The organism is Hydrocarboniphaga sp. FW305-C-57 (genome assembly GCF_058783045.1).
Genome location: NZ_JBYSYG010000001.1, coordinates 503,812 through 523,341, shown reverse-complemented (window position 1 = coordinate 523,341; position 19,530 = coordinate 503,812). Strand labels below are relative to the sequence as shown.

General features: G+C 63.2%; 16 protein-coding genes. 5 read left to right on the top strand and 11 right to left on the bottom strand.

Annotated features, from left to right (window positions below):
• The first annotated feature begins 18 nt into the window (after positions 1-18).
• Entirely contained in the window at positions 19-1,182 is a 1,164-nt protein-coding gene (locus tag AC3WUM_RS02530) for an aromatic ring-hydroxylating oxygenase subunit alpha (protein ID WP_492408504.1), read from the top strand.
• Between the two features lie 39 nt (positions 1,183-1,221).
• Here the strand turns inward: AC3WUM_RS02530 and AC3WUM_RS02525 are convergent, their stop codons facing one another.
• From AC3WUM_RS02525 to AC3WUM_RS02505, 5 genes are all read right to left on the bottom strand, one after another.
• Positions 1,222-1,980, bottom strand: coding sequence for an enoyl-CoA hydratase/isomerase family protein (locus AC3WUM_RS02525; RefSeq protein WP_492408503.1), 759 nt, complete (start codon positions 1,978-1,980; stop codon positions 1,222-1,224).
• Positions 1,981-1,992: 12 nt separating this feature from the next.
• On the bottom strand, positions 1,993-3,501 hold the full coding sequence (locus AC3WUM_RS02520; protein ID WP_492408502.1) for a class I adenylate-forming enzyme family protein: 1,509 nt from the start codon (positions 3,499-3,501) through the stop codon (positions 1,993-1,995).
• 135 nt (positions 3,502-3,636) lie between these two features.
• Complete coding sequence (locus AC3WUM_RS02515; protein ID WP_492408501.1) at positions 3,637-4,536, bottom strand: crotonase/enoyl-CoA hydratase family protein; 900 nt, start codon at positions 4,534-4,536, stop codon at positions 3,637-3,639.
• 19 nt (positions 4,537-4,555) lie between these two features.
• On the bottom strand, positions 4,556-5,725 hold the full coding sequence (locus AC3WUM_RS02510) for a thiolase C-terminal domain-containing protein (protein ID WP_492408500.1): 1,170 nt from the start codon (positions 5,723-5,725) through the stop codon (positions 4,556-4,558).
• Positions 5,722-6,147, bottom strand: a complete 426-nt coding sequence (locus AC3WUM_RS02505) for a Zn-ribbon domain-containing OB-fold protein (RefSeq protein WP_492408499.1) — start codon at positions 6,145-6,147, stop codon at positions 5,722-5,724. The genes AC3WUM_RS02510 and AC3WUM_RS02505 overlap by 4 nt, the downstream gene beginning before the upstream one ends.
• Positions 6,148-6,354: 207 nt before the next feature.
• On the opposite strand from AC3WUM_RS02505, the gene AC3WUM_RS02500 reads away from it, so the two are divergent.
• On the top strand, positions 6,355-6,981 hold the full coding sequence (locus AC3WUM_RS02500) for a glutathione S-transferase family protein (protein WP_492408498.1): 627 nt from the start codon (positions 6,355-6,357) through the stop codon (positions 6,979-6,981).
• A 50-nt stretch (positions 6,982-7,031) separates the two neighbouring features.
• Here the strand turns inward: AC3WUM_RS02500 and AC3WUM_RS02495 are convergent, their stop codons facing one another.
• From AC3WUM_RS02495 to AC3WUM_RS02485, 3 genes are all read right to left on the bottom strand, one after another.
• Positions 7,032-8,615 (bottom strand): GMC family oxidoreductase, encoded by a 1,584-nt coding sequence (locus AC3WUM_RS02495; RefSeq protein WP_492408943.1) that lies wholly within the window; start codon positions 8,613-8,615, stop codon positions 7,032-7,034.
• A 104-nt stretch (positions 8,616-8,719) separates the two neighbouring features.
• Positions 8,720-9,892, bottom strand: coding sequence for an aromatic ring-hydroxylating oxygenase subunit alpha (locus AC3WUM_RS02490; protein WP_492408497.1), 1,173 nt, complete (start codon positions 9,890-9,892; stop codon positions 8,720-8,722).
• Between the two features lie 196 nt (positions 9,893-10,088).
• Positions 10,089-10,835, bottom strand: a complete 747-nt coding sequence (locus AC3WUM_RS02485) for a TetR/AcrR family transcriptional regulator (protein ID WP_492408496.1) — start codon at positions 10,833-10,835, stop codon at positions 10,089-10,091.
• A 243-nt stretch (positions 10,836-11,078) separates the two neighbouring features.
• Between AC3WUM_RS02485 and AC3WUM_RS02480 the strand changes: the two genes are divergently transcribed.
• Positions 11,079-13,412: an enoyl-CoA hydratase-related protein gene (locus AC3WUM_RS02480; protein ID WP_492408494.1), complete on the top strand. Its 2,334-nt coding sequence runs from the start codon at positions 11,079-11,081 to the stop codon at positions 13,410-13,412.
• Positions 13,413-13,438: 26 nt separating this feature from the next.
• Positions 13,439-14,662 (top strand): acyl-CoA dehydrogenase family protein, encoded by a 1,224-nt coding sequence (locus AC3WUM_RS02475; RefSeq protein ID WP_492408493.1) that lies wholly within the window; start codon positions 13,439-13,441, stop codon positions 14,660-14,662.
• Between the two features lie 19 nt (positions 14,663-14,681).
• On the opposite strand, the gene AC3WUM_RS02470 is transcribed toward AC3WUM_RS02475, so the two are convergent.
• Together AC3WUM_RS02470 and AC3WUM_RS02465 are read right to left on the bottom strand one after the other, a co-directional pair.
• Positions 14,682-15,818, bottom strand: a complete 1,137-nt coding sequence (locus AC3WUM_RS02470) for an acyl-CoA dehydrogenase family protein (protein ID WP_492408492.1) — start codon at positions 15,816-15,818, stop codon at positions 14,682-14,684.
• 186 nt (positions 15,819-16,004) lie between these two features.
• On the bottom strand, positions 16,005-17,231 hold the full coding sequence (locus AC3WUM_RS02465) for a cytochrome P450 (RefSeq protein ID WP_492408490.1): 1,227 nt from the start codon (positions 17,229-17,231) through the stop codon (positions 16,005-16,007).
• Between the two features lie 188 nt (positions 17,232-17,419).
• Here AC3WUM_RS02465 and AC3WUM_RS02460 point away from each other — a divergent pair, with 188 nt between their 5' ends.
• Positions 17,420-17,740, top strand: a complete 321-nt coding sequence (locus tag AC3WUM_RS02460) for a 2Fe-2S iron-sulfur cluster-binding protein (RefSeq protein ID WP_492408489.1) — start codon at positions 17,420-17,422, stop codon at positions 17,738-17,740.
• Between the two features lie 59 nt (positions 17,741-17,799).
• On the opposite strand, the gene AC3WUM_RS02455 is transcribed toward AC3WUM_RS02460, so the two are convergent.
• Positions 17,800-19,527, bottom strand: coding sequence for an acyl-CoA dehydrogenase (locus AC3WUM_RS02455; protein WP_492408488.1), 1,728 nt, complete (start codon positions 19,525-19,527; stop codon positions 17,800-17,802).
• Positions 19,528-19,530: the final 3 nt, after the last annotated feature.

Sequence of the window (19,530 nt, the reverse complement as noted above, 5' to 3'; positions counted from 1 at the left end):
AACCCGCAGGAGCTCACCATGTACTTCAGCGCAGAGCGCAACGCCCGCCTCGCCGCCAAGCTGTTCAAGCACATCGAGGAAACCACGACCGACCGGCTCGATGGCCTGCTCGAATACGACCTGTCGATCTACACCGATCCCGTGGTCGCGCAGCAGGAACGCGAGCGTATCTTCCAGCGTATTCCGATGATGGCCGCGCATTCGAACCAGATTCCGGAGCCCGGCAGCTTCATCAGCTTGCAGCTCAATTCGAGCAACGTGCTGCTCACGCGCAAGCAGGACGGCAGCGTCGGTGCGTTCCTCAACATCTGCAGACATCGTGGCACGCGACTCGCCAGCGAGGAATGCGGAAAGCGCAACCGCTTCACCTGCCCGTATCACGGATGGACCTACAGCAACGACGGCAAGCTGCGCGGCATCGGCTTCGCCGATTCGTTCGGCATCAAGCCGAATGACGAGAAGAACCTCGTCGCCCTGCCCGTCGAAGAGCGCCATGGCTTCATCTGGATCGTCGAGGACCCCAAGGGCAGCATCGACGTGCGCTCGCATCTGGGCGACGGCATGGACCAGGCGCTCGCCGAGTACGGGCTCGACAAGTGGTTCCACTACAAGACGCACGTTTTCGACTTTCCGCAGAACTGGAAGGTCATGATGGACGGGCTCATCGATGGCTATCACGTGCAGTTTCTGCACGGCAAAACCATCAGCCCATACTTTTATCCGAACATGATGGGCATCGAAATCCTCGGCAAGAACGCGCTCTGGGGCAATCCACGCCGGGCGATGGAGAAAATCCTGCACGAGCAGCCCGGCGAAAGTTCGCTGCACAAGTACGCGATCATCGGCAACCTGCTGAATCCGAATGCGGTGATGGTCATGCATCCGCATCACATCGAATTCTGGACCGTGTACCAAAACCCGAACGACGTCGGTGCCTGCAAGCTCCACCTGCGCTATCTGACACCGAACAACGACTACAGCGAGAAAGTCGTCGGCATACTCGACAAGAACTGGAAGATCGCGACCGATGCGATCATCAACGAGGACGTGCCGATCGGTAACTCGATCCAGGCTTCGTCGGCCACGCCGAATGCCGGAACGGTTTGCCTGGGACGCAACGAAGTCACCAACCAGCTGTTCCATCTCGCGTATCGCGAGTACATGGGCGATCCAAAGCCCTGAAGCGCGAAGGCCCGCTTGGAGCGGGCCTTCTGTCCGGCACTACGACTTCGGCTTGTTGCCGAAATCCTGAAACATCTCGGACGGCGGACGGGGACGCAATTCGTTCATCATCACCGCATTCTCGGCCCTGTAGCCCTCTTCATAGCCGCGATCGAGATTCGCGTGCATGAGCGCCTTGACATGGTAGAGCGCGCCCGCATCGTGAGTGGCGATCAGCGCGGCGATCTCGATCGCCTTGCCGACGACTTCGTCGTCGGCGACGACGTGATTGAGCAAGCCCGCCGCATGCGCCTCGTCGGCACCGATGCTGCGGCCGGTCATGATGAACTCCTTCGCCTTGGCGAGGCCGACCACGCGGGGCAAATGCCAGGTGTTGTTCGCTCCACCGTAGTTGATCGCCGTGAACTTGAAATCCGTACGGCTGCAGCCCACACGAATATCGAGTGCGGCGGCGATGATCGCCCCGGCTCCATGGGCGAAGCCGTTGATCGCTCCGATCAGCGGCTTCGCGTACGAGGCGATGTTCCAGATGCAGGGCTCGCGTTCGAGCTGCACGAGCGCGAGCTTGTTCGCATCGAAGTTCTTCATCTCGCGCAGGTCGTAGCCGGCCGAAAAGGCCTTGTCACCCGCGCCGGTGATGACGACCGCGCGAACCGTCTCATCGTTCGCCAGCTGGTCGAGCAGATCGTCCAGCTCGAGCTGGGTGGCCAGATCGAGCGCATTACGCGATTGCGGACGATTGAGCGTCACGAGGGCGACACCATCGGCCGGCGTTTCGAGCAGCAGGGCCTCGCTCATGTCGATCTCCACTCAGCGCACGCGCGGCATGCTCGCGACTTGCGCGAGATACTTGCTGCGTAGCGCCGGCTTGGCGATCTTGCCGGTCGCCAGGCGCGGCAGCGGATCGGACTCGATCGCGACATAGCGCGGGACCTTGTAGTCGGACAGATTGCGATTGCAATGTTCGATGAGCTTGGCGACGTCGATCGGCTCGGGCGCATGGACGATGGCCAGCGGGGTTTCGCCGAACTTCGCATCGGCCGCCCCGATCACCGAGACCTCGACCACGCCCGGATATTCGGACACCACGCGCTCGACTTCGGCTGCCGAAATATTCAGGCCACCCGAAATGATGATGTCCTTCATGCGGTCGATGAAGCTCAGAAAGCCATGCTCGTCGACGCTGCCGAGGTCGCCCGTGCGCAGCCACCCATCGACGATAGTGCGCGCCGTCGCGTCCGGATCATTCCAGTAGCCTTTCATCGTCGCTGGCCCGCGAATGACGATCTGCCCGACCTGGTTCGCCGGCAGGAACTTGCCTTGATCGTCGATCACGCGAATCTCGGTGAACAGGCCGCCGCGCCCGGCCTTGTCGGGGTGCTTGGCCGCGTCGCGCTTGGTCATGATCGTCAGCGACCCGCCCGCTTCGGTCTGGCCGTAGATCTGGCGCAACAGACAACCCTTCGCGAGCCAGGCGTCGAGCAAGGCACGCGGAACGCGCGCACCGCCGACGCTCGTGAATCGCAGGTTCGACAGATCAGCCTTCTCGAATCCCGCGCAAGCGGCGATGCGCTCGAAGAACAGCGGCACACCCTGGAACACGTTGACCTTCTCGTCGACGATGAATTTGAGTGCGCGCTCCGGATCGAAGCCCGCTTCGAAGCGGATCGAAGCACCGAGCGAAACGAATTCGACGAGCTGGACGAAACCACCCGAAGTGCTCAGCGGAGACAGCGCAAGCACCCGCGATCCAGGGCCGGAAAACGGCTCCTCGATCGCGAACTCGGCGGCGTAGCTGAGCATCGATTTGTTCGTGAACATCACGCCCTTGGGACGTGCGGTCGACCCGCTCGTCGCGATGATGCCGACTACGTCGTCTGGATCGCCGTCCCAGTGGCGCTCGGTGTATGCCACGTTCCTAATCTGGCGCACGGAGCCGACGGATTCGCGCCTCGGCACGATGCGCTTGAGCCCTTCGTGCCTGGCGAGCTGATCCTCGTCCATGTACACGATGGACGGCGTGGTCTGCTCGTAGAACTCGCAAATCTCGCGCTCCGACATGCGCGTGTTGAGCGGCGAGACGATGGCTCCCGCCCGGATTGCACCGAACATCAAGGCGCATAGCGGAATCGAGCTCGCACCGAGCAGGCCGACGCGATCACCGGGCTGCACGCCGATTTCGCGCAAGTGCGCGGCGATGCGGCTGGCCCAGGCGTCGAGCTCGGCATAGCTCACGGATTCGTCGCCGATCAGGATCGCGGCATTGTCGGGCGTTTCGAGAGACCACCATTTCAGAGCACTGCTGATCGTTGCGGCCATGGCTTCTTATTCTCCAAAACTGCTCTGTGTTGCTTGCGGAAACTCTGATCAAGCTGCTGCGCTCTGCACCTCGCGCGACCTGCATTCGCTCACAACGCTTGATCGAAGTTTGCCCGGGCGTTGCCGAGCGGGAGCTCAGCGATACTCGGGCTCATCCCACCACGGGAAGAAGTCCGGCATGTCTTTCGAAACCCGATCCGGGTAGTGCGCGGTCCGCTTTTCGAGGAACGACTGCACGCCTTCCTTCGCATCCGGACTGCGAGAACGCGAGACCACGCCACGACTGTCGATGCGATGCGCCTCCATCGGATGCTGCATATCCAGCCCGCGCCAGATCATCTGCCGGGTCAGTGCGATCGACACCGGCGAGGAGCCCTCGGTGATGCGCTGCGCGAAGGCGCGCGCCGCCGGCAGCAGGTCTTCGGGCGCGTGCAAGGCCTGCACGAGACCGGCCGCATGCGCCTCCTCGGACAGAAACGGCGCGCCGCTGCAGCACCATTCGAGCGACTTCGGCAGGCCGACGAGACGCGGCAGGAAGTACGCGGAGGCCGATTCGGGCACGATGCCACGCCGTGTGAACGGCAGCACGAACTTCACGCCGGGCACCGCGAAGCGGAAATCCATCGGCAAGGTCGCGGTCACGCCCATGCCGGCCGCTACCCCATTGATCGCCGCGATCACGGGCTTGAGGCAGCGGAAGATGCGCAAAGTCAGCAAACCGCCGATGTCGCGCGCGCTGGCCTTGGAATAGTCGTAGCTGCCGTCCGCGCGCACCGGCGAATCGCCTCCACGCAGGGAGAACGAAGCGAAGGTATCGGCTCCGCCGGACAGATCCGCACCTGCCGAGAACGCACGCCCGGCGCCGGTGACGATCACCGCACGCACCTCGTCGTCGGCGTCGATGCGGTCGAAGGCGTCGATGACTTCGTGCGTCATCTCGGCCGTGAAGGCGTTGAGCTTGTCGGGCCGGTTGTAGGTCAGCGTCGCGATGCCGTCCGCGACTTCGTAGCGAATGCAATCGTAGTTCTGTGTCATGTGATTCGCGTCTCGCGCCTCAATCGATGGTTTGGTTGCTGAAGACAGCCGAACTCACGGTCGGGGCTCCAGGGCCGCCCGCGAGCAGGCAGGTTTTCGCGTTCGGCACCGGGTTGCTCGACTCGCCGCGCAACTGGCGCACGGTTTCGATCGCCATGTTGATGCCGTGGATGAAACCTTCGGCCAGATTACCGCCTGCGGTATTGATCGGCAGCTTCCCCGCAGGTGCGATCAGGTTTTCGAAGCGCACGAAATCGGCCACGTTTTCGTAGCTGCAGAATCCGTGATCGATCAACGAGGCCACGCCCTGGGCGCTGAAATTCTCGTAAAGCTGTGCGCAATCGATGTCGGAAGGCTGCAAGCCGGTCTGCTGCCACAGCCGACGCGCGACCGATTCGAAACCGGCCGATGCATAGTGCGCATCGTTTTCGAGCAGATCGCCCCAGCCCTTGCCGGCACCCTGTGCGACACCGACCAGATAGACCGGCTTCCTGCGCAGATCGCGCGCACGCTCGGCGGAAACCATCAGCAAGGCGCCGGCGCCGTCGTTTTCACGCGAGCAATCGAACAAGCGAAATGGCTCGGTGATCCACCGCGCGCTGCGATAGGCCTGCAGATCCAGATCCTTGCCATAGCTGACCGCCTCGGGGTTACGCGAGCCGTGATAGTAGGACGCGCGTACGAGCTCTTCGGCCACCGTCAGTGGAACCCGATGATGCTCGAACATGCGCTGGGCCCGCAGTGCGCAAGGCTGCGCGGGCGAGATGATGCCCGCCGCGACGAGGTGATCGTTCATGTGATGCGCCATCACCGCACCGGACAAGCGACCGCTGTCGCCTTGAACGAGCGTGCGGAACACGATCACCGCATTCGCCTGCCCGGTTGCGATCGCCGCGGCCGCGGAGCCGAAAGCAGCGGCGATGCCGCCACCACCGCCGCCCCAGATCATGCTCGACCAGCCGAGTTCCTTGATGCCGAGATCCGGCATCAGGCGCACGGGCTCGTTGTGGCGGTCGTCACCGTACGAGACGAAGCCATCGATGTCGGACGGATCGAAGCCGGCGTCTTCACAGGCATCGACGATCGCGCGCACGAGCACGCCGCGTTCGGGCATCGGCGCCTTGCCACGCTTGTACTGGCGCAGGCCGATACCGGCGATGGCCGTGGAGCACGCGAAGCGGCCGATCATGCGCCAGCCTCCGCATCGACGAACCAATGGATCGCCGGAATGCGATCCTCGCCCATCCTCGTGACCGCAGGCTCTCCGCGCACGCTCGCGCCGATCCGGAGCCCACGCTCATCGCCCTGGAGCAAACCGAGCACACGGCGTCCACCGGCGTGCGGAAGCTCGACGACCACAGAGACATACGGAACCCCGATGCCCTCGGTACCCGCGAACGGGTGCCAGTTACGTGCGTAGCTGAAGACGCGGCCGCGCATCGGCAACGGATGCCATTGATGCTCCCAGCTGCCGCATTCGCCGCAACGAAATACGGCCGGCCAATGCCAGCGACCGCACTGCATGCACTGCGGCAATTGCAGCTGGCCCGCGGCCAGGGCGCTCCAGTAAGGCGCGTCTGCTCCGGTAGTGATGCGGCTTGCGACTTCCATGACGGCCTCCTCGACTGGCGCGCCGCTTGTATTTGCAGCGTCGCCGGTGCCGCGTGGTCGCGGCTGACTGGGCATTGTGGGCTACCGCCCGCGAATGACTAATGATAGTAGATTATAGTGGCAAAGCCAGCCGCGAAAGCGCATAGCCCAGCGATTCGCACGAAAAACGACAGCGCTGAAGTGAACAGAACACAGGAGAACATTTGCATGATCGAGCTTTACCACTGCCCCGACGCCCGTTCGTTCCGCTGCCTGTGGTTGCTCGAAGAACTGGGTGTGCCCTATCGCCTGCACCAGCTCGCCTTTCCGCCGCGCTTCAAAGCCCCGGACTATCTGCAGCGCCACGCGATCGGCACCGTGCCTTTGCTCGTCGATGGCGACGAAACGCTCTTCGAATCAGCGGCGATCCTGCAATACCTGAGTACGCGCAACGGGCCCACTTCGCTTGCCGTCGCAGCGGACGAGCCCGGCTATGCGAGCCACCTGAACTGGCTGCACTTCGGCGAAGCCAGCCTGACGACGAATCTCTCGGTCATGCTGCGCTACGCGATCTTCGAGCCCGAACCGCAGCGCCTGCCGCAGGTGGTGGAGTTCTATCGCGGTGTCGTCACCGAACGCCTGCAGCTGCTCGCAAGCGCGCTCGAAGCTCAGGACTACCTGAGCGCGCAACGCTTCACGATCGCCGACATCAGCGTCGGCTATTCACTGATGCTTTCCCGCCTGCTCGGCTTCCACAAGTCATGGCCGCCGGCGCTGCAGGCCTACTGGGACCGTCTGCGCGCAAGGCCCGCGTTCAATGCGGCCAAGCAGGCGCAACAGTCTGCCGCGAGCTGAACCCAGGAAACGACTGCGCCGCGACTTCGCGGCGCAGTCGTTCGAGATCCTCAAGCGGGACAGCGCTTGATGAGGTCGGCCGCACGCCAGGCCATCGCCATCGTCGGGCCGTTGGTGTTGCCGGACGGAATCTGCGGGAAGATCGAGGTGTCCATCACGCGCAAGCCATCGACACCGCGCACGCGCAATTCCGGATCGACCACCGAGTCCACATCGGAGCCCATTCGGCAGCTGCCGACAGCATGGAATCCGCAGGTGCCGAGATGATCGTAGGCCGCGATGATCTGCTCATCGCTCGCGCACTGCGGTCCCGGATACGTCTCGACTTCGATGAGCTCGCGCAGCGGCGACTGATTCGTGTACTGGCGGGCAGTGCGCACGACTGCGATCATCGTTTCGACATCTTCTGGCGTGCTTCGATAGTTCGGCCGCAGCACGGGCGCGTCTTCCGCATTCTTCGAGCGAATATTGATCTCGCCCTTCGACGTCGGCCGCAGGCCGTAAGCCACGGTATGGAAGCCGTGAAAGGTTTCGAGCTTCTGCCGCTTGGTCGCGAGATCGAAGCTGAAAGGCGCGAGCAGGAACTGAATGTCTGGCCTCGGCAGCTCGGGCTTGGACTTGAACCAGGCCCCGATCTCGTAAGTGCCCGCCGCCATGACGCCGGTTTTCTTGAGGAAGTACTCGGCCGTCACGGCAAGCAGCTTGAGCCCTGCGAAACTCGGATTCTGAGACAGGGGTTCGCGCAGCTTCCACTGCAGAATCAAGCCCCGATGCTCGATGAGATTTTGCCCGACCTGCGGGCTATCACGAACGACCTCGATGCCGTGCTGCCGCAGCAAGGCTGCGGGGCCGATGCCCGAGCGCTGCAGTATCGTCGGCGAAGCGAGCGCCCCACCACACAGCAGCACTTCACGCCTGGCCGAAATCGTCTTGCCGCCTCGCGCAGTCTTCACCGCGACGCCGCTGGTCCGCCGCCCGTCGAACAGCACGCGATCGACCAGCGTGCCGGTCAGGATCGTCAGATTGCTGCGTTGCTTGCGAATCGGATCGATGAATGCCGTCGCCGCACTCTGCCGCTTGCCCTTGTGGATCGTCAGCGGGGCGTAGCCGATACCGATGCCATTGTCCGGCACGTTGACGTCCTGCTTGCGCGGCAGGCCCATTGCTTCCCCGGCCTTGATCATCGCCTCCATCAGACGATCACGCAGCACCGGCAAGGAAATCTTCAAGGGGCCGCGGGCACCACGGGTTTCGCCCTCGCCGAGCTCGTGCGCTTCCATCGCCTGGTAAGCCGCACCGATATGCTTCCACGACCAGTCGTCGCTGCTCTGCGCCGCAATCTCGTCGAAGTCCGCGGGTTGTCCGCGCACGTACATCATGCCGTTGACCGAACTCGAACCTCCGAGCACCTTCCCGCGCAGCCAGAACTCGGGCTCGTTGTTGGTCGTCGGCGACGGTTCGCTCGCGTTGGGCCAGATGTATTTGGGATTGGAAATGAGCTTGCCGATGCCCTTGGGCATATCGATCAACGGATGGCGATGCTCGGGCCCGGCTTCGATCAGGGCGACCGAAACCCTCGGATCTTCCGACAGGCGATAAGCCAGCACGCAACCGGCCGCACCGGCGCCGACGATGACGTAGTCGTAGCTTTCGATGACACTCTCCTCGCACGGGCGAGCACACTGGCCGTGTGCCGCCGATTCTTCTATTTACCCGTTTCTTTCCAACGGAAAGATCGTCAGGCGTGCACGAATTCTTCGACGATGTCATGAAACAAGCGCACGCCCTGCTCCATTCCACCGAGCGTCAGCCGCTTGAGCGCACCGGTCTCGAGACCGGACTGGCTCAGCTCCGCGGCCTTGAAATCCTCGTTGCCGAAAGCTTCTGACATCAAGGCGAACGAGCGCTCGTAGAGCTTTTCCTCGTCCGCATTGTCACCCTTGCCGTCGACCATCATCAGATAACGGATCTGCGTGCGATTCGACGCCGTCGGCGTACAGATCATCACACTGACGTATGCCGGGCTCGTCACCACGACGACGTTCGGGAACGCGATGTAGGCATACACCACGCTCTTGCGCAGCTCGTCCCAGCTGGAGCTCACATCGGCGCGACTGAACCCACGGCGGCTGCCGGAACTCTGGCGAAGGTGACGCCCGATGCGCTCGATCAGCTGCGGCGCATCGACGAAGAATCGGGCCAGCGTCTTCGCATGCAAGCGGATGACGTGATATCCCTCGAGGAAAGCATCTTCGACGAGCTTCCAATTGGCTTTGACCTCGAAAGCCTGCGTTCGATACGCACGCATCTGACCGAGGCCGATGGCTTCGAAGTCGCGTATGAGCTCGGTGCCGATGCTTTCTTCGGTGACCTCGACATCCGCGTTCGGCGAAACCCAGATCAAGCCGCCGGCTTCGCGACACGGCAGGCTCTTGAGTCCATAGTCCTTCTTGTCGAACGCGCTGAAACAATCCTCGCGCGGGACACCGATGAGCTTGCCGTCGAGATTGTAGGTCCAGGCGTGATACTGGCAGCTGAGCTTCAGCCCGTTGCCTGTTTCGCCGCAGCCGATCAAGCGGGCGCCGCGATGGCTGCAGGCATTCAAAAAGGCTTTGACCTCACCTGTTTTGGTGCGTGTGAGGATCACCGCCTTGCCGGACACCTCGACGCCCAGATAGGAACCCGGCTTGGCCAGCTCCTGCGTCGCCGCCACCGGCACCGGCAATCCGTTGAAGATGCGTCCCTGCTCCTGCGCGAACAACTCATCGTCGAGATAGGCTCGCGCGTCGACGAAGCTCGTGCAGGCCTCGATCACGCCCGATTCCGCCTCGGTCAATTGCAGTGCCGCCTTGAGCTGTCCTTCGGAAACGCGGCGCGGGCCAGGGGCACTCGCTCCAATGTCGTCCGCCATAACCATCATCCTCCGAGGATGCTTTTAACTTTGGTTATTAGATTATCGCTATTGCCGACGACTCAGGTCAACGGACAGGCGAAAGGCCTCTGGCGCCCGAGCCAGCGGACACGCAGCCGCAATCAGGAGCACCCGCGATCCGCGGTGCCGATCCGATGGACGAGGTAGCCGGCGGCGCAGAGGCGCCGGTGCGGAATCAGTTCTGCCTGGAACCCGCAGTCTTTCGGGCGGCCGACTTTGCAGGCGCCTTCTTGGTCGCCGCAGCCTTCTTCGTCGCCGATCGCTTCTTGGGCACCTCGGCAACGGCGACCGGCGACGCATTTTGCGAAGACAGGGACGGCACGGTCGCCACTTCGAGTCCGTCGAGGAAGGCCTTCAAAGTGGCGACGAACAGCTCTTCTTCACCGAGCATGTTCTCGCGCATCGCATTGGCCAGATGCGGCAGCTTGCTGCGATCGAACTGCGGCATCGGCTCGACGCCGCGTGAACGACTAGCGGCCTCGAACAAGGAGACGCCCAGGGTGATCTTCTCCGTGCCCTCGATCATGACCAGATGCTTCTCGGGCGGCAGCGGACACGGGGCGATCCAGAAATCGTAGGCTGCCAGGAAGATGTGCCGCGGGAAGAACTGCAACAGCAACGGAGCCGCATTCGGATGCTGAAGAATCGAGCGGCGAGTGGCGACCGATAGCGCGATCATCGCGCCCTTCCAGTCCATGGTCGACGGATCGGGCGCCTGAACGTCGGTCAGGATCAGGCGGGCGACTTCGGCGAGCAGTTCGGCCTTGTGCTTGAAGTGGTAGTACAACGACGGGGCCTTGACCCCAAGCCGCGTCGCCACGAGTTCAAGGCTCAGGGCGTCCAGCCCATTGACGTCGATGACACCGAGAGCGGCGCGTGCGGCGCGCTCGCGCGAGATCAAAGGCTTGGCCGGTCTACCCACGAAGCTGTCCCATTAGCAAATTCGATTAGTTATCAGGCGATGGTAACACCGGCGTCACCACACGGAGAACCCTGCGGTCGATGCGACGCCAGACCTCAACGCGCTTCAGCCGAGTGAATCCGCGCTCTGTCCACGCCGATTCGCTTGTCGCGAATCGAAGCTGAGCGATAACATTACCTAATATCAATAGCCAAACGAGCCTCGTCCAACTCGCGAAGGTGCTCGAACAAGAGGAGACGCATCATGAGCAGTGCCGACAACACGCCGGTCATCGTCGGCATCGGCGAAGCGATCGATCGTCCCGATCAGCTGAGCGAGGCTCTCGAACCGCTTGCGCTCATGGCCCAAGCTCTGCGGGCGGCCGATTCGGACGGCGGCGGCGGCCTGCTGGCGAAGATCGAATCGATCGAGTTGATCGGCCTGATCTCCTGGCGCTACCGGGAGCCGGTGTCCCTGCTTTGCGAGAGGCTCGGCATTGCCCCGGCGCGCAAGGTCAATGCGAGCATGGGCGGAGAGACGCCGATCCGCCTGTTGCACGAAGCCGCGGTGCGCATCGCCCAGGGTGAGATCACCACGGCTGCGATCATCGGCGGCGAAGCCATGCACTCGATGTCGAAGGCGCGCAAAGAGGGAGCAAGGATGGGCTGGACGCCGATCGCATCGCGCGAAGAAGCCGTGCGCTTTCCTTCGAGCAGCTTCGAGATGAGCGCGATCGCCAAGCAGATCGGCGTCACCGATCCGGCCCAGATCTATCCGCTCTACGAAGTCGCCACACAAGCCGCCTGGGAACAGACTCCGCAACAGGCGTTGAAGGAGTCCGCCGAACTGTGGTCGCAGTTCGCAGCCGTTGCCGCAGGCAATCCCCACGCGTGGATTCGCAGCGCCCCGAACACCGAGGACATCGCCGGCATCTCGCCGCAGAACCGCCTCATCAACTGGCCGTATCGCAAGCTCATGACGGCCAATCCTCAGGTCAATCAGGCCGCGGGCTTCATCGTCATGAGCCTGGGCGCCGCACGCAAAGCCGGCGTACCGGAAGAAAAGCTCATCCATATCTGGGGCGGCGCCGAGGCCAAGGAGCCCGAGGACTATCTGAAGCGCGACAGCTACGCGCACAGTACGGCGCAAAGCGCGGTGCTCGACAAGGCGGTCGATCTTGTCGGTGGCGATGCGAAGCGCTTCGACAAGCTCGAACTCTACAGCTGCTTTCCGGTAGTGCCGAAGATGGCGCTGCGCAATCTCGGCCTGAGCGCGCAAGATCGCTCACCGACCGTCGCGGGTGGCCTGACCTTCTTCGGGGGGCCGCTCAACAACTACATGAGCCACGCGGTCTGCGCGATGGTCCGCACGCTGCGCGATGCGCCGAATGAAATCGGCCTGCTCTATGGTCAGGGCGGCTACGTGAACAAACATCACGCGCTGATCGTCAGCCGAAAGCCGCCGCAGACACCGATGGCATTGAGCTATTCGGTGCAGGACGAAGCCGATCGTCGTCGCGGATCGGTGCCCGCGCTTGCCGCAGCCGATTACGCCGGTCCCGCGCGCATCGAAACCTACACCGTGCTCTACGATCGCGTCGGCGAGCCGATCGACGGCGTCGTCATCGCGCGTACGCCGTCCGGCGAGCGCCTGATGGCCCGAGTGCCATCGGAAGATCGCGATACGCTCGCACTGCTGCAATCAAACGAACGCAGCGCCGTCGGCCTCGAAGGGCAAGTGCGCGTCGATGCGTTCGGCAAGCCCGTATGGGCACCCGGCGCGCAGCCGATCGATCGAAAGCATCGTCCCCTGCGCTTCTCCAAGGTCGAGCGCGAAGGTCCGCTGACCATCGTCACGATCAATCGGCCGGAGTCGATGAACTCGCTGCATCCGGCATCCAATGCCGAACTCGCTGAAATCTTCGATGAGTTCGAGGCCGACCCCGACCAATGGGTCGCGATCCTGACCGGCGCAGGTGACAAGGCTTTCTCGTCGGGCAACGACCTGAAATTCATGGCGCAGGCACTCTCGCTCGGCCATAGCATCGAGCCTCCGCTCAAGGGCTTCGCAGGGCTCACCGCGCGCTTCGACCTCAACAAGCCCGTCATCGCAGCGGTCAACGGTATCGCGATGGGTGGTGGTTTCGAGATCGCACTGGCCTGCGATCTGGTCATCGCATCGTCGAATGCGAGCTTCGCACTACCCGAGCCCAAAGTCGGCGTCGCTGCGATTGCGGGTGGCCTGCTGCGTTTGCCCGAGCAGATCGGGCTCAAGCGCGCGATGGGCATGATCCTCACGGGTCGTCGCGTGAGCGCCGAAGAAGGCTTGCAACTCGGCTTCGTCAATCAGGTCACGTCCCCCGAGACGCTCATGAGCGAAGCCCGGCGCTGGGCCGCGGAGATCATCGCTTGCAGCCCGATGTCGATCCAGGCTTCGAAGCAGATCATTCAGCGCGGCTCGGCAGAGCCTTCGCTCGCCGAGGCTTACGCCAAGCAGACGCGTTATCCCGCGATGCGCGCCTTGTTCAAATCATCGGACTTTCGCGAGGGCCCGACCGCGTTCGCGCAGAAGCGCCCACCGAAGTGGAAGATTCAGTAGCCTCGCCGTTCTAGCCGGAGCTTCGCATGGACATGCACTGGACGGATGCCGATCTCGCATTTCGCGACGAGGTGCGCGCCTTTTTCGCCGCCGAACTGACCGATGACATGCGTTCGGCCGGCCGGCTCATGACGAGCGTTTATCCCGATCATCATGCATCGGCGGCGTTGCAGCGCAAGCTCTACGAACGCGGCTGGGGCGCACCGAGCTGGCAGAAGGAGTACGGAGGCTGCGACTGGAGCGCGGTGCAGCGCTATCTGTTCACGCGCGAACGCCTGGCGGCCGGCGCGCCCCCGCCGCCGCTGGGCATCCACATGGTCGGCCCGTCGATCATCAAATTCGGCACGCCCGACCAGCACGCGCGCTTTCTGCCCGGCACGCTCAATGGCGACATTCTCTGGAGCCAGGGATATTCCGAGCCGCAGTCGGGTTCGGATCTCGCCTCCCTGCAGATGAGTGCGGTCGAAGATGGAGACGATCTGGTCTGCACGGGCTCGAAGATCTGGACCACGCACGCGCATGTGTCGAACTGGATGTTCGCGCTCGTGCGTACCTCGCGCGAGAGCAGGCCACAGCTCGGCATCACCTTCGTGCTGCTCGACATGCACAGCCCCGGCATCAGCGTGCGGCCGATCGTGATGTCGTCTGGTGAGCACATCCAGAACCAGGTGTTCTTCGATGGCGTGCGCGTGCCCAAGCGCAACGCGCTCGGCGACATCGGCGGTGGCTGGAGCATCGCCAAGTTCCAGCTCGAGTTCGAGCGCAGCAATCTCGCGGCCGCGCCGGAACTGCAGCTGCGCCTCGACGAGTTGCGCGAGTTCGCCGCGAGCGTTCCGGGCGAGCGCGCGGCGAGGCTCATCGACGATCCTGTATTCGCGAACAAGCTCGCGGCTGCGCGCGTGCGCGCTTCGACGCTCGAAGTCTACGAGCTACGCGCACTCTCCGAAATCGCCTCGGGCGGATCGCCCGGACTCGCCGCTTCGGTCATGAAAGTGCTCGGCACCGAATTGAGCCAGCATCTGACCGAGCTAGGTCTAGAAGCCGCCGGGCATTATGGACGCGCCTACCAGCCTCAAGGCCTGCGCCCGGGCGGCGACATCGCACTGCCGCATGCAGAACATGAACGCGTCGGACCGCTGCATGCGGCGATCGCCCCACTGCGCTTCTTCAACGACCGGGCCGGAACGATCTACGCCGGTTCAAACGAAATCCAGCGCAACATCCTCGCGAAGGCTGCGCTCGGGCTTTGATCGAAACGGCCGGGCGCCTCTACACGGCGGCCTCGAGCCGCGCATGGCGCGCCAGATGATGATCGATGCTGCCGAACTCGTTGACGATCATCATCGCGCGCTTGAAGTAGCTGCCGAGTGCGAGTTCTTCGGTCATGCCGACACCGCCATGCAGCTGCACCGCGTTCTGGCTCACGAAACGGCAGGCCTCGGCGATCGTGACCTTGGCAGCCGATGCAGCGAGCATGCGTTCCTTGGGTTCCGCATCGAGCGTGAGCGTCGCCCGATAGCTTGCCGATTCGGCCATTTCGACCTGCAGATGCATGTCGACCATGCGGTGCTGCAGAACCTGGAAGCTCGCGATCGCCTGGCCGAACTGCTTGCGCTGCTTCGTGTAGTCGATCGTATCCGCCAGCATGCGCTTGAGGATGCCGACAGCCTCGGCGGCGATCGCAGCGATCGCCTCATCGCCCGCACGCTCCAGTGAAAGCAATGCGGCTCCCGCCTCGCCGATCAGGGCCTCAGGCCCGACACGTACCGCATCGAGGATCACATCCGCCGCACGGCGGCCGTCCATCGTCGGATATTCGATCAGCGTGACACCCGCTGCATTGCTGTCAACGAGAAATAGCGAAATTCCCATGCGATCGGCGTCCGCCCCATCGGTCCGCGCACTCACGAGCAGACGATCGGCCCACGGTGCAGCAATGACCATGCATTTGCGTCCGTTCAAAATCCAGGCATCGGCCTTGAGCTCCGCCCGCGTCGCGACATGCTCGAAGCCATAATGCGTCGTCACTTCGGCCCAGGCCGGCGCAATCACGGACAGCCCTTGCACGATGGAGCGCAGCGCCTCGTCCGCGTAAGGGCTGTCGGCCCGCGCGAGCAGGCCAGCTGCGATCACACAGGTTTCGAGATAAGGTTCGAGCACGAGCGCGGCACCGAGCTCTTGCATGATGATCATGGTCTCGGCCGGGCCACCACCGAGACCACCTGCACGCTCGGGTATCGCCGCTCCGAGCAAGCCGAGCTCTGCGAATTGCGTCCACAGGTCCGCGCGCCAACCGCTCGGCGCATGCAGCGCGGCCTGTCGAGACGAGAAGCCGAACTGCTGCCTGAGCAGGTTCTGCAGGTTGTCGCGCAAGATCTTCTGTTCGTGATTGAGCGCGAAGTCCATCCGATTCTCCTGCCGACCGAGCCTGCTCTGCGATGCGACAGGCGATGTTCCGATTATAGAAGGCCAGCATCAGGCGGGGCGGTGGAACTACCGCGCAGCTCGAAGCAGCCTGCACGACCCTGCGTGCGTCGGCTTCACCACTCTCCGCCGCGGTTGAAGCCGATCACGAACGGGAGCCGCACTGGGTCAGGATTTCGGCGCCCAGGTCAGATCGAGCGATCTCAGCGACATCACCATGCCGGCGTTGTACTGTGCCTCGTAGCCTTCGGCGAGCGAGAATTCACCGATCTGCTCGATCCACTCCTTGTACAGAATGCGCAGTTCCATGCGCGCGAGGAACTGGCCGACGCAGAGATGCGGGCCGGTCGAGAACGTCAGGTGCGAACGCGTCTTGCGGTCGATGTCGAATTTGGCCGGATTGTCGTTCTTGCTGTCGTCCCAACCGGCCATCGGCAAGGTGCATAGGATCATCTCGCCGGCCTTGAACTTCACGCCGAAGCGTTCGCAATCCTTGGTCACGAGGCGCGGCGTGTTGACCACGCCGTAGAGGCGGATCGATTCCTCGACGAAAGGCTGCAACGCATCGGGGTCGGAGATCAGGCGCTTCTGCAGTGCCTTGTCGGTCGCCAGATAACGCGTCGTGAACGTGAGCGCGTTGGTGACCGTATCGAGGCCGCCGAGGAAGATCAGGAACAGCAGGGCGACGAGCTTGTCCGGCTCGATGGTCTTGCCGTCGATCTGCGCGTCCATGAGCACCGAGATCAGGTCGTTCTTGCCGGTGAGCTTCTGGCCACCTTCGCGCGTTGCGATCAGCGACGAAATGGCCTGAATGATGCCGACCGAGGCCGCACCGATCTGTTCCATGCCGACGGCGCGGAAGAACGCTTCGGCCAGACCGCGGAACTCGTCGAAGCGCTCGAACGGCATGCCCATCATCTTCATGAACACGGTGACCGGAAACGGTGCCGACACGTCGCGAATGAAATCGCAGCGACCGCGTGAGGCCACGTCCTTGACGATGCCCCTGGCCAGTTCGCGAATCTCGCCTTCCATCGCCGCGATCGACTTCGGACCGAAGTATGGAGCGAGCGCACCACGATAGAAGGTGTGCTGCGGCGGATCGAGATTCAGCGGCAACATCAGCGGCGGATTTTCGATGCGCGGAATCTGCGACTCACGCGAGGAGAAGTGCTCGAAATCCTTGACCACCTCGGTGATCAGATCGTGGCGCGTCACTATCCAGTGGCCGCCATTGGCCGGCGTGTAGAACAGATCCGGCGCCTCCTTGTGCAGGCGCGAATACGAGGCGTGCAGATCTTTCTTGATCTTGTCGTCCTCGTAGATATCGAAGAAGAACACCCGCTCGGGGCTGACGTGATCCGGTATGGAATGCTGACTGGCTTGGGCTGACATGTCGCTGTCCTCTCAGTGCTTGTAGATGCGTGCTGGGTTCGACAGGGACGAAAGCCTCATGTCGTTCTCCTCCACGCTAAATATAATACAATTAGTTAAAACCGTAACGCGCGTCCGTTGGAACTGGATTGGTTTCAGCGCACGGATCACGGACGCGTCTTTCACCCATTCTTCAGACAGGCAGAAATATGGTCCGCATCGTTTTCGAGACCGCCGGCGGTCAGCAGTTCCCCATCGTGGTGGAGGCATCCGGCTCGCTCATGCAAGCCGCCACGGGCCATGGTGTCCCCGGAATCGATGCCGACTGCGGCGGCTCGATGGTCTGCGGAACCTGCCATGTCTACATCGCCGCGGAATGGCAGGCCAAGCTGCCACCGAAGAGCGACATGGAGATACAAATTCTCGAATATGTTCCTTCCCCGCATCCGGATGCCCGGCTGTCCTGCCAGATCCCGCTCGGCGAACAACTCGATGGCCTGATCGCGGTTTTGCCACCAGCCCAGCGCTGAACCGCAGGGCCGATGCCGGTAGCGCGAGCCCCTCGCATCCGGCCGTTCGGTCGGGGTGGTCACCCGAACACCGCTTCGTCGAGTTCGGTGACCAGCGCACCCCCGCTCGAAGCCTGAAGCCGATAAACGGCCTCCCCAAACAGCTGATCGAAATAGAACCGGGCCGATACGATCAGGCCGCGCTCGCCGAGCGCAAGCGCGCGCTCCGCGGCCTCGATGAAGCGCCAGCCCATCACGACATGACCAAAGGCGCGCAGGAAGTGCGCCGCAACCGCGTTCGCGTGCTGCGGTTCTATGAGCTTGAGCGTCGCGCGTAGCGAAAGGACGCACTCGTTCCATTGAGCAACCATCGGAGCGATTTCGGCGGAGTGCAAGCGTGATATCGAATCGCGCATCGTCGCGAGCAACCGCTCCAGCGTCCTTGCTCCGTCCGTGAGCACCTTGCGGCCGAGCAGATCCTGGGCCTGGATACCGTTGGTGCCTTCGTAGATCGCGAACACACGAGCGTCACGGACCATCTGTTCGACGCCCTGTTCGCTCATGTAGCCGTGTCCGCCATGAATCTGCACCGCGATATTGGCGACTTCGAGCGCGTTGTCGGACAGGAACGCTTTCGCAACCGGCGTCAGCAGCGACAGGCAGGAATCCGCGGCGAGGCGCTGCGCCTCGTCGGGATGAGCGTGGGCGATATCGAGTTGCAGCGACAGCCAGTACGTCAGCAATCGGGCACCGTCGGTCCAGGCTTTCTGCGTGAGCAGCATGCGGCGCACGTCCGCGTGCGCGATGAGCGGCTGCGTGGACTGCGATCCGCCGGCGCGTCCCTGCAGGCGCTCACGCGCGTAGGCGACAGAAACCTGATAGGCGAGCTCGCTCGTCCCGAGCGACTGCATGCCCACGCCGAGGCGGGCCGCATTCATCATGACGAACATGCACTGCAAGCCACTGTTCGCCTTTCCGACCAGCCAGCCGCGGGCATCTTCGAAGGAGAGCGCGCAAGTCGCACTGCCGCGCATACCCATCTTATGTTCGAGTCCGACGACGGCGACGCCATTGAGGCCGGGACTCAATCGCCCATCGATGGGCAGGCGATGCGGAACGAGAAACAGCGAGAGCCCACGCGTTCCAGGCGGTGCATCGGGCAGGCGCGCGAGCACCAGATGCACGATGTTCTCGGCAAGGTCGTGATCTCCGCCCGAGATGAAGATCTTCGATCCACTGATGCGGTACGCGCCGTCGGTGTCAGGCTCGGCACGCGAGCGCACGAGGCCCAGATCGCTGCCCGCCTGCGCCTCGGTCAGGCACATGCTCGTGGTCCATTCACCCGAGGCGATCTTCGGCAGATAGGCCTGCTGCAAATCGGCCGATGCATGCGTTCGCAGGCAGTCGTACGCGCCGTGCTGAATCCCCGGAAACATCGCCCAGGCTGGATTCGCCGAGTTGAGCATTTCGAGCATGACGTTGTGCAACAGCATCGGCAGTCCCTGACCGCCGTGCTCGGTCTTGCAGGCCAGCGCGGCCCATCCGGCATCGACGAAGGCGCGGTAGCTTTCGACATAGCCCGGCGGCGAAATCACGCGGCCGTCGACGAGCTGGTAGCCGAGATCGCCGGCGATGCGCGTCGGCGCGACGATCTTCGCCGCGAAGCTGCCAGCCTCGGCAACGAGCTGATCGATCAGCTCGCGATCGACGCCCGCATACTCGGGCAGCTGCGAAAATGCCGCGGACGCACCGAGCACCTCGTGCAGCACGAAGCCGATCCGTCCCAGTGGCGGCGCATACGTGCTCATGCG

Excerpts from the sequence above, each read along its gene's own strand:
- AC3WUM_RS02500 (WP_492408498.1), top strand. The coding sequence starts at position 6,355 with ATGATCGAGCTTTACCACTGCCCCGACGCCCGTTCGTTCCGCTGCCTG.
- AC3WUM_RS02480 (WP_492408494.1), top strand. The coding sequence starts at position 11,079 with ATGAGCAGTGCCGACAACACGCCGGTCATCGTCGGCATCGGCGAAGCG.
- AC3WUM_RS02525 (WP_492408503.1), bottom strand. The coding sequence starts at position 1,980 with ATGAGCGAGGCCCTGCTGCTCGAAACGCCGGCCGATGGTGTCGCCCTC.
- AC3WUM_RS02465 (WP_492408490.1), bottom strand. The coding sequence starts at position 17,231 with ATGTCAGCCCAAGCCAGTCAGCATTCCATACCGGATCACGTCAGCCCC.
- AC3WUM_RS02470 (WP_492408492.1), bottom strand. The coding sequence starts at position 15,818 with ATGGACTTCGCGCTCAATCACGAACAGAAGATCTTGCGCGACAACCTG.
- AC3WUM_RS02510 (WP_492408500.1), bottom strand. The coding sequence starts at position 5,725 with ATGATCGGCCGCTTCGCGTGCTCCACGGCCATCGCCGGTATCGGCCTG.
- AC3WUM_RS02505 (WP_492408499.1), bottom strand. The coding sequence starts at position 6,147 with ATGGAAGTCGCAAGCCGCATCACTACCGGAGCAGACGCGCCTTACTGG.
- AC3WUM_RS02530 (WP_492408504.1), top strand. The coding sequence starts at position 19 with ATGTACTTCAGCGCAGAGCGCAACGCCCGCCTCGCCGCCAAGCTGTTC.
- AC3WUM_RS02490 (WP_492408497.1), bottom strand. The coding sequence starts at position 9,892 with ATGGCGGACGACATTGGAGCGAGTGCCCCTGGCCCGCGCCGCGTTTCC.
- AC3WUM_RS02455 (WP_492408488.1), bottom strand. The coding sequence starts at position 19,527 with ATGAGCACGTATGCGCCGCCACTGGGACGGATCGGCTTCGTGCTGCAC.
- AC3WUM_RS02460 (WP_492408489.1), top strand. The coding sequence starts at position 17,420 with ATGGTCCGCATCGTTTTCGAGACCGCCGGCGGTCAGCAGTTCCCCATC.
- AC3WUM_RS02520 (WP_492408502.1), bottom strand. The coding sequence starts at position 3,501 with ATGGCCGCAACGATCAGCAGTGCTCTGAAATGGTGGTCTCTCGAAACG.
- AC3WUM_RS02475 (WP_492408493.1), top strand. The coding sequence starts at position 13,439 with ATGGACATGCACTGGACGGATGCCGATCTCGCATTTCGCGACGAGGTG.
- AC3WUM_RS02515 (WP_492408501.1), bottom strand. The coding sequence starts at position 4,536 with ATGACACAGAACTACGATTGCATTCGCTACGAAGTCGCGGACGGCATC.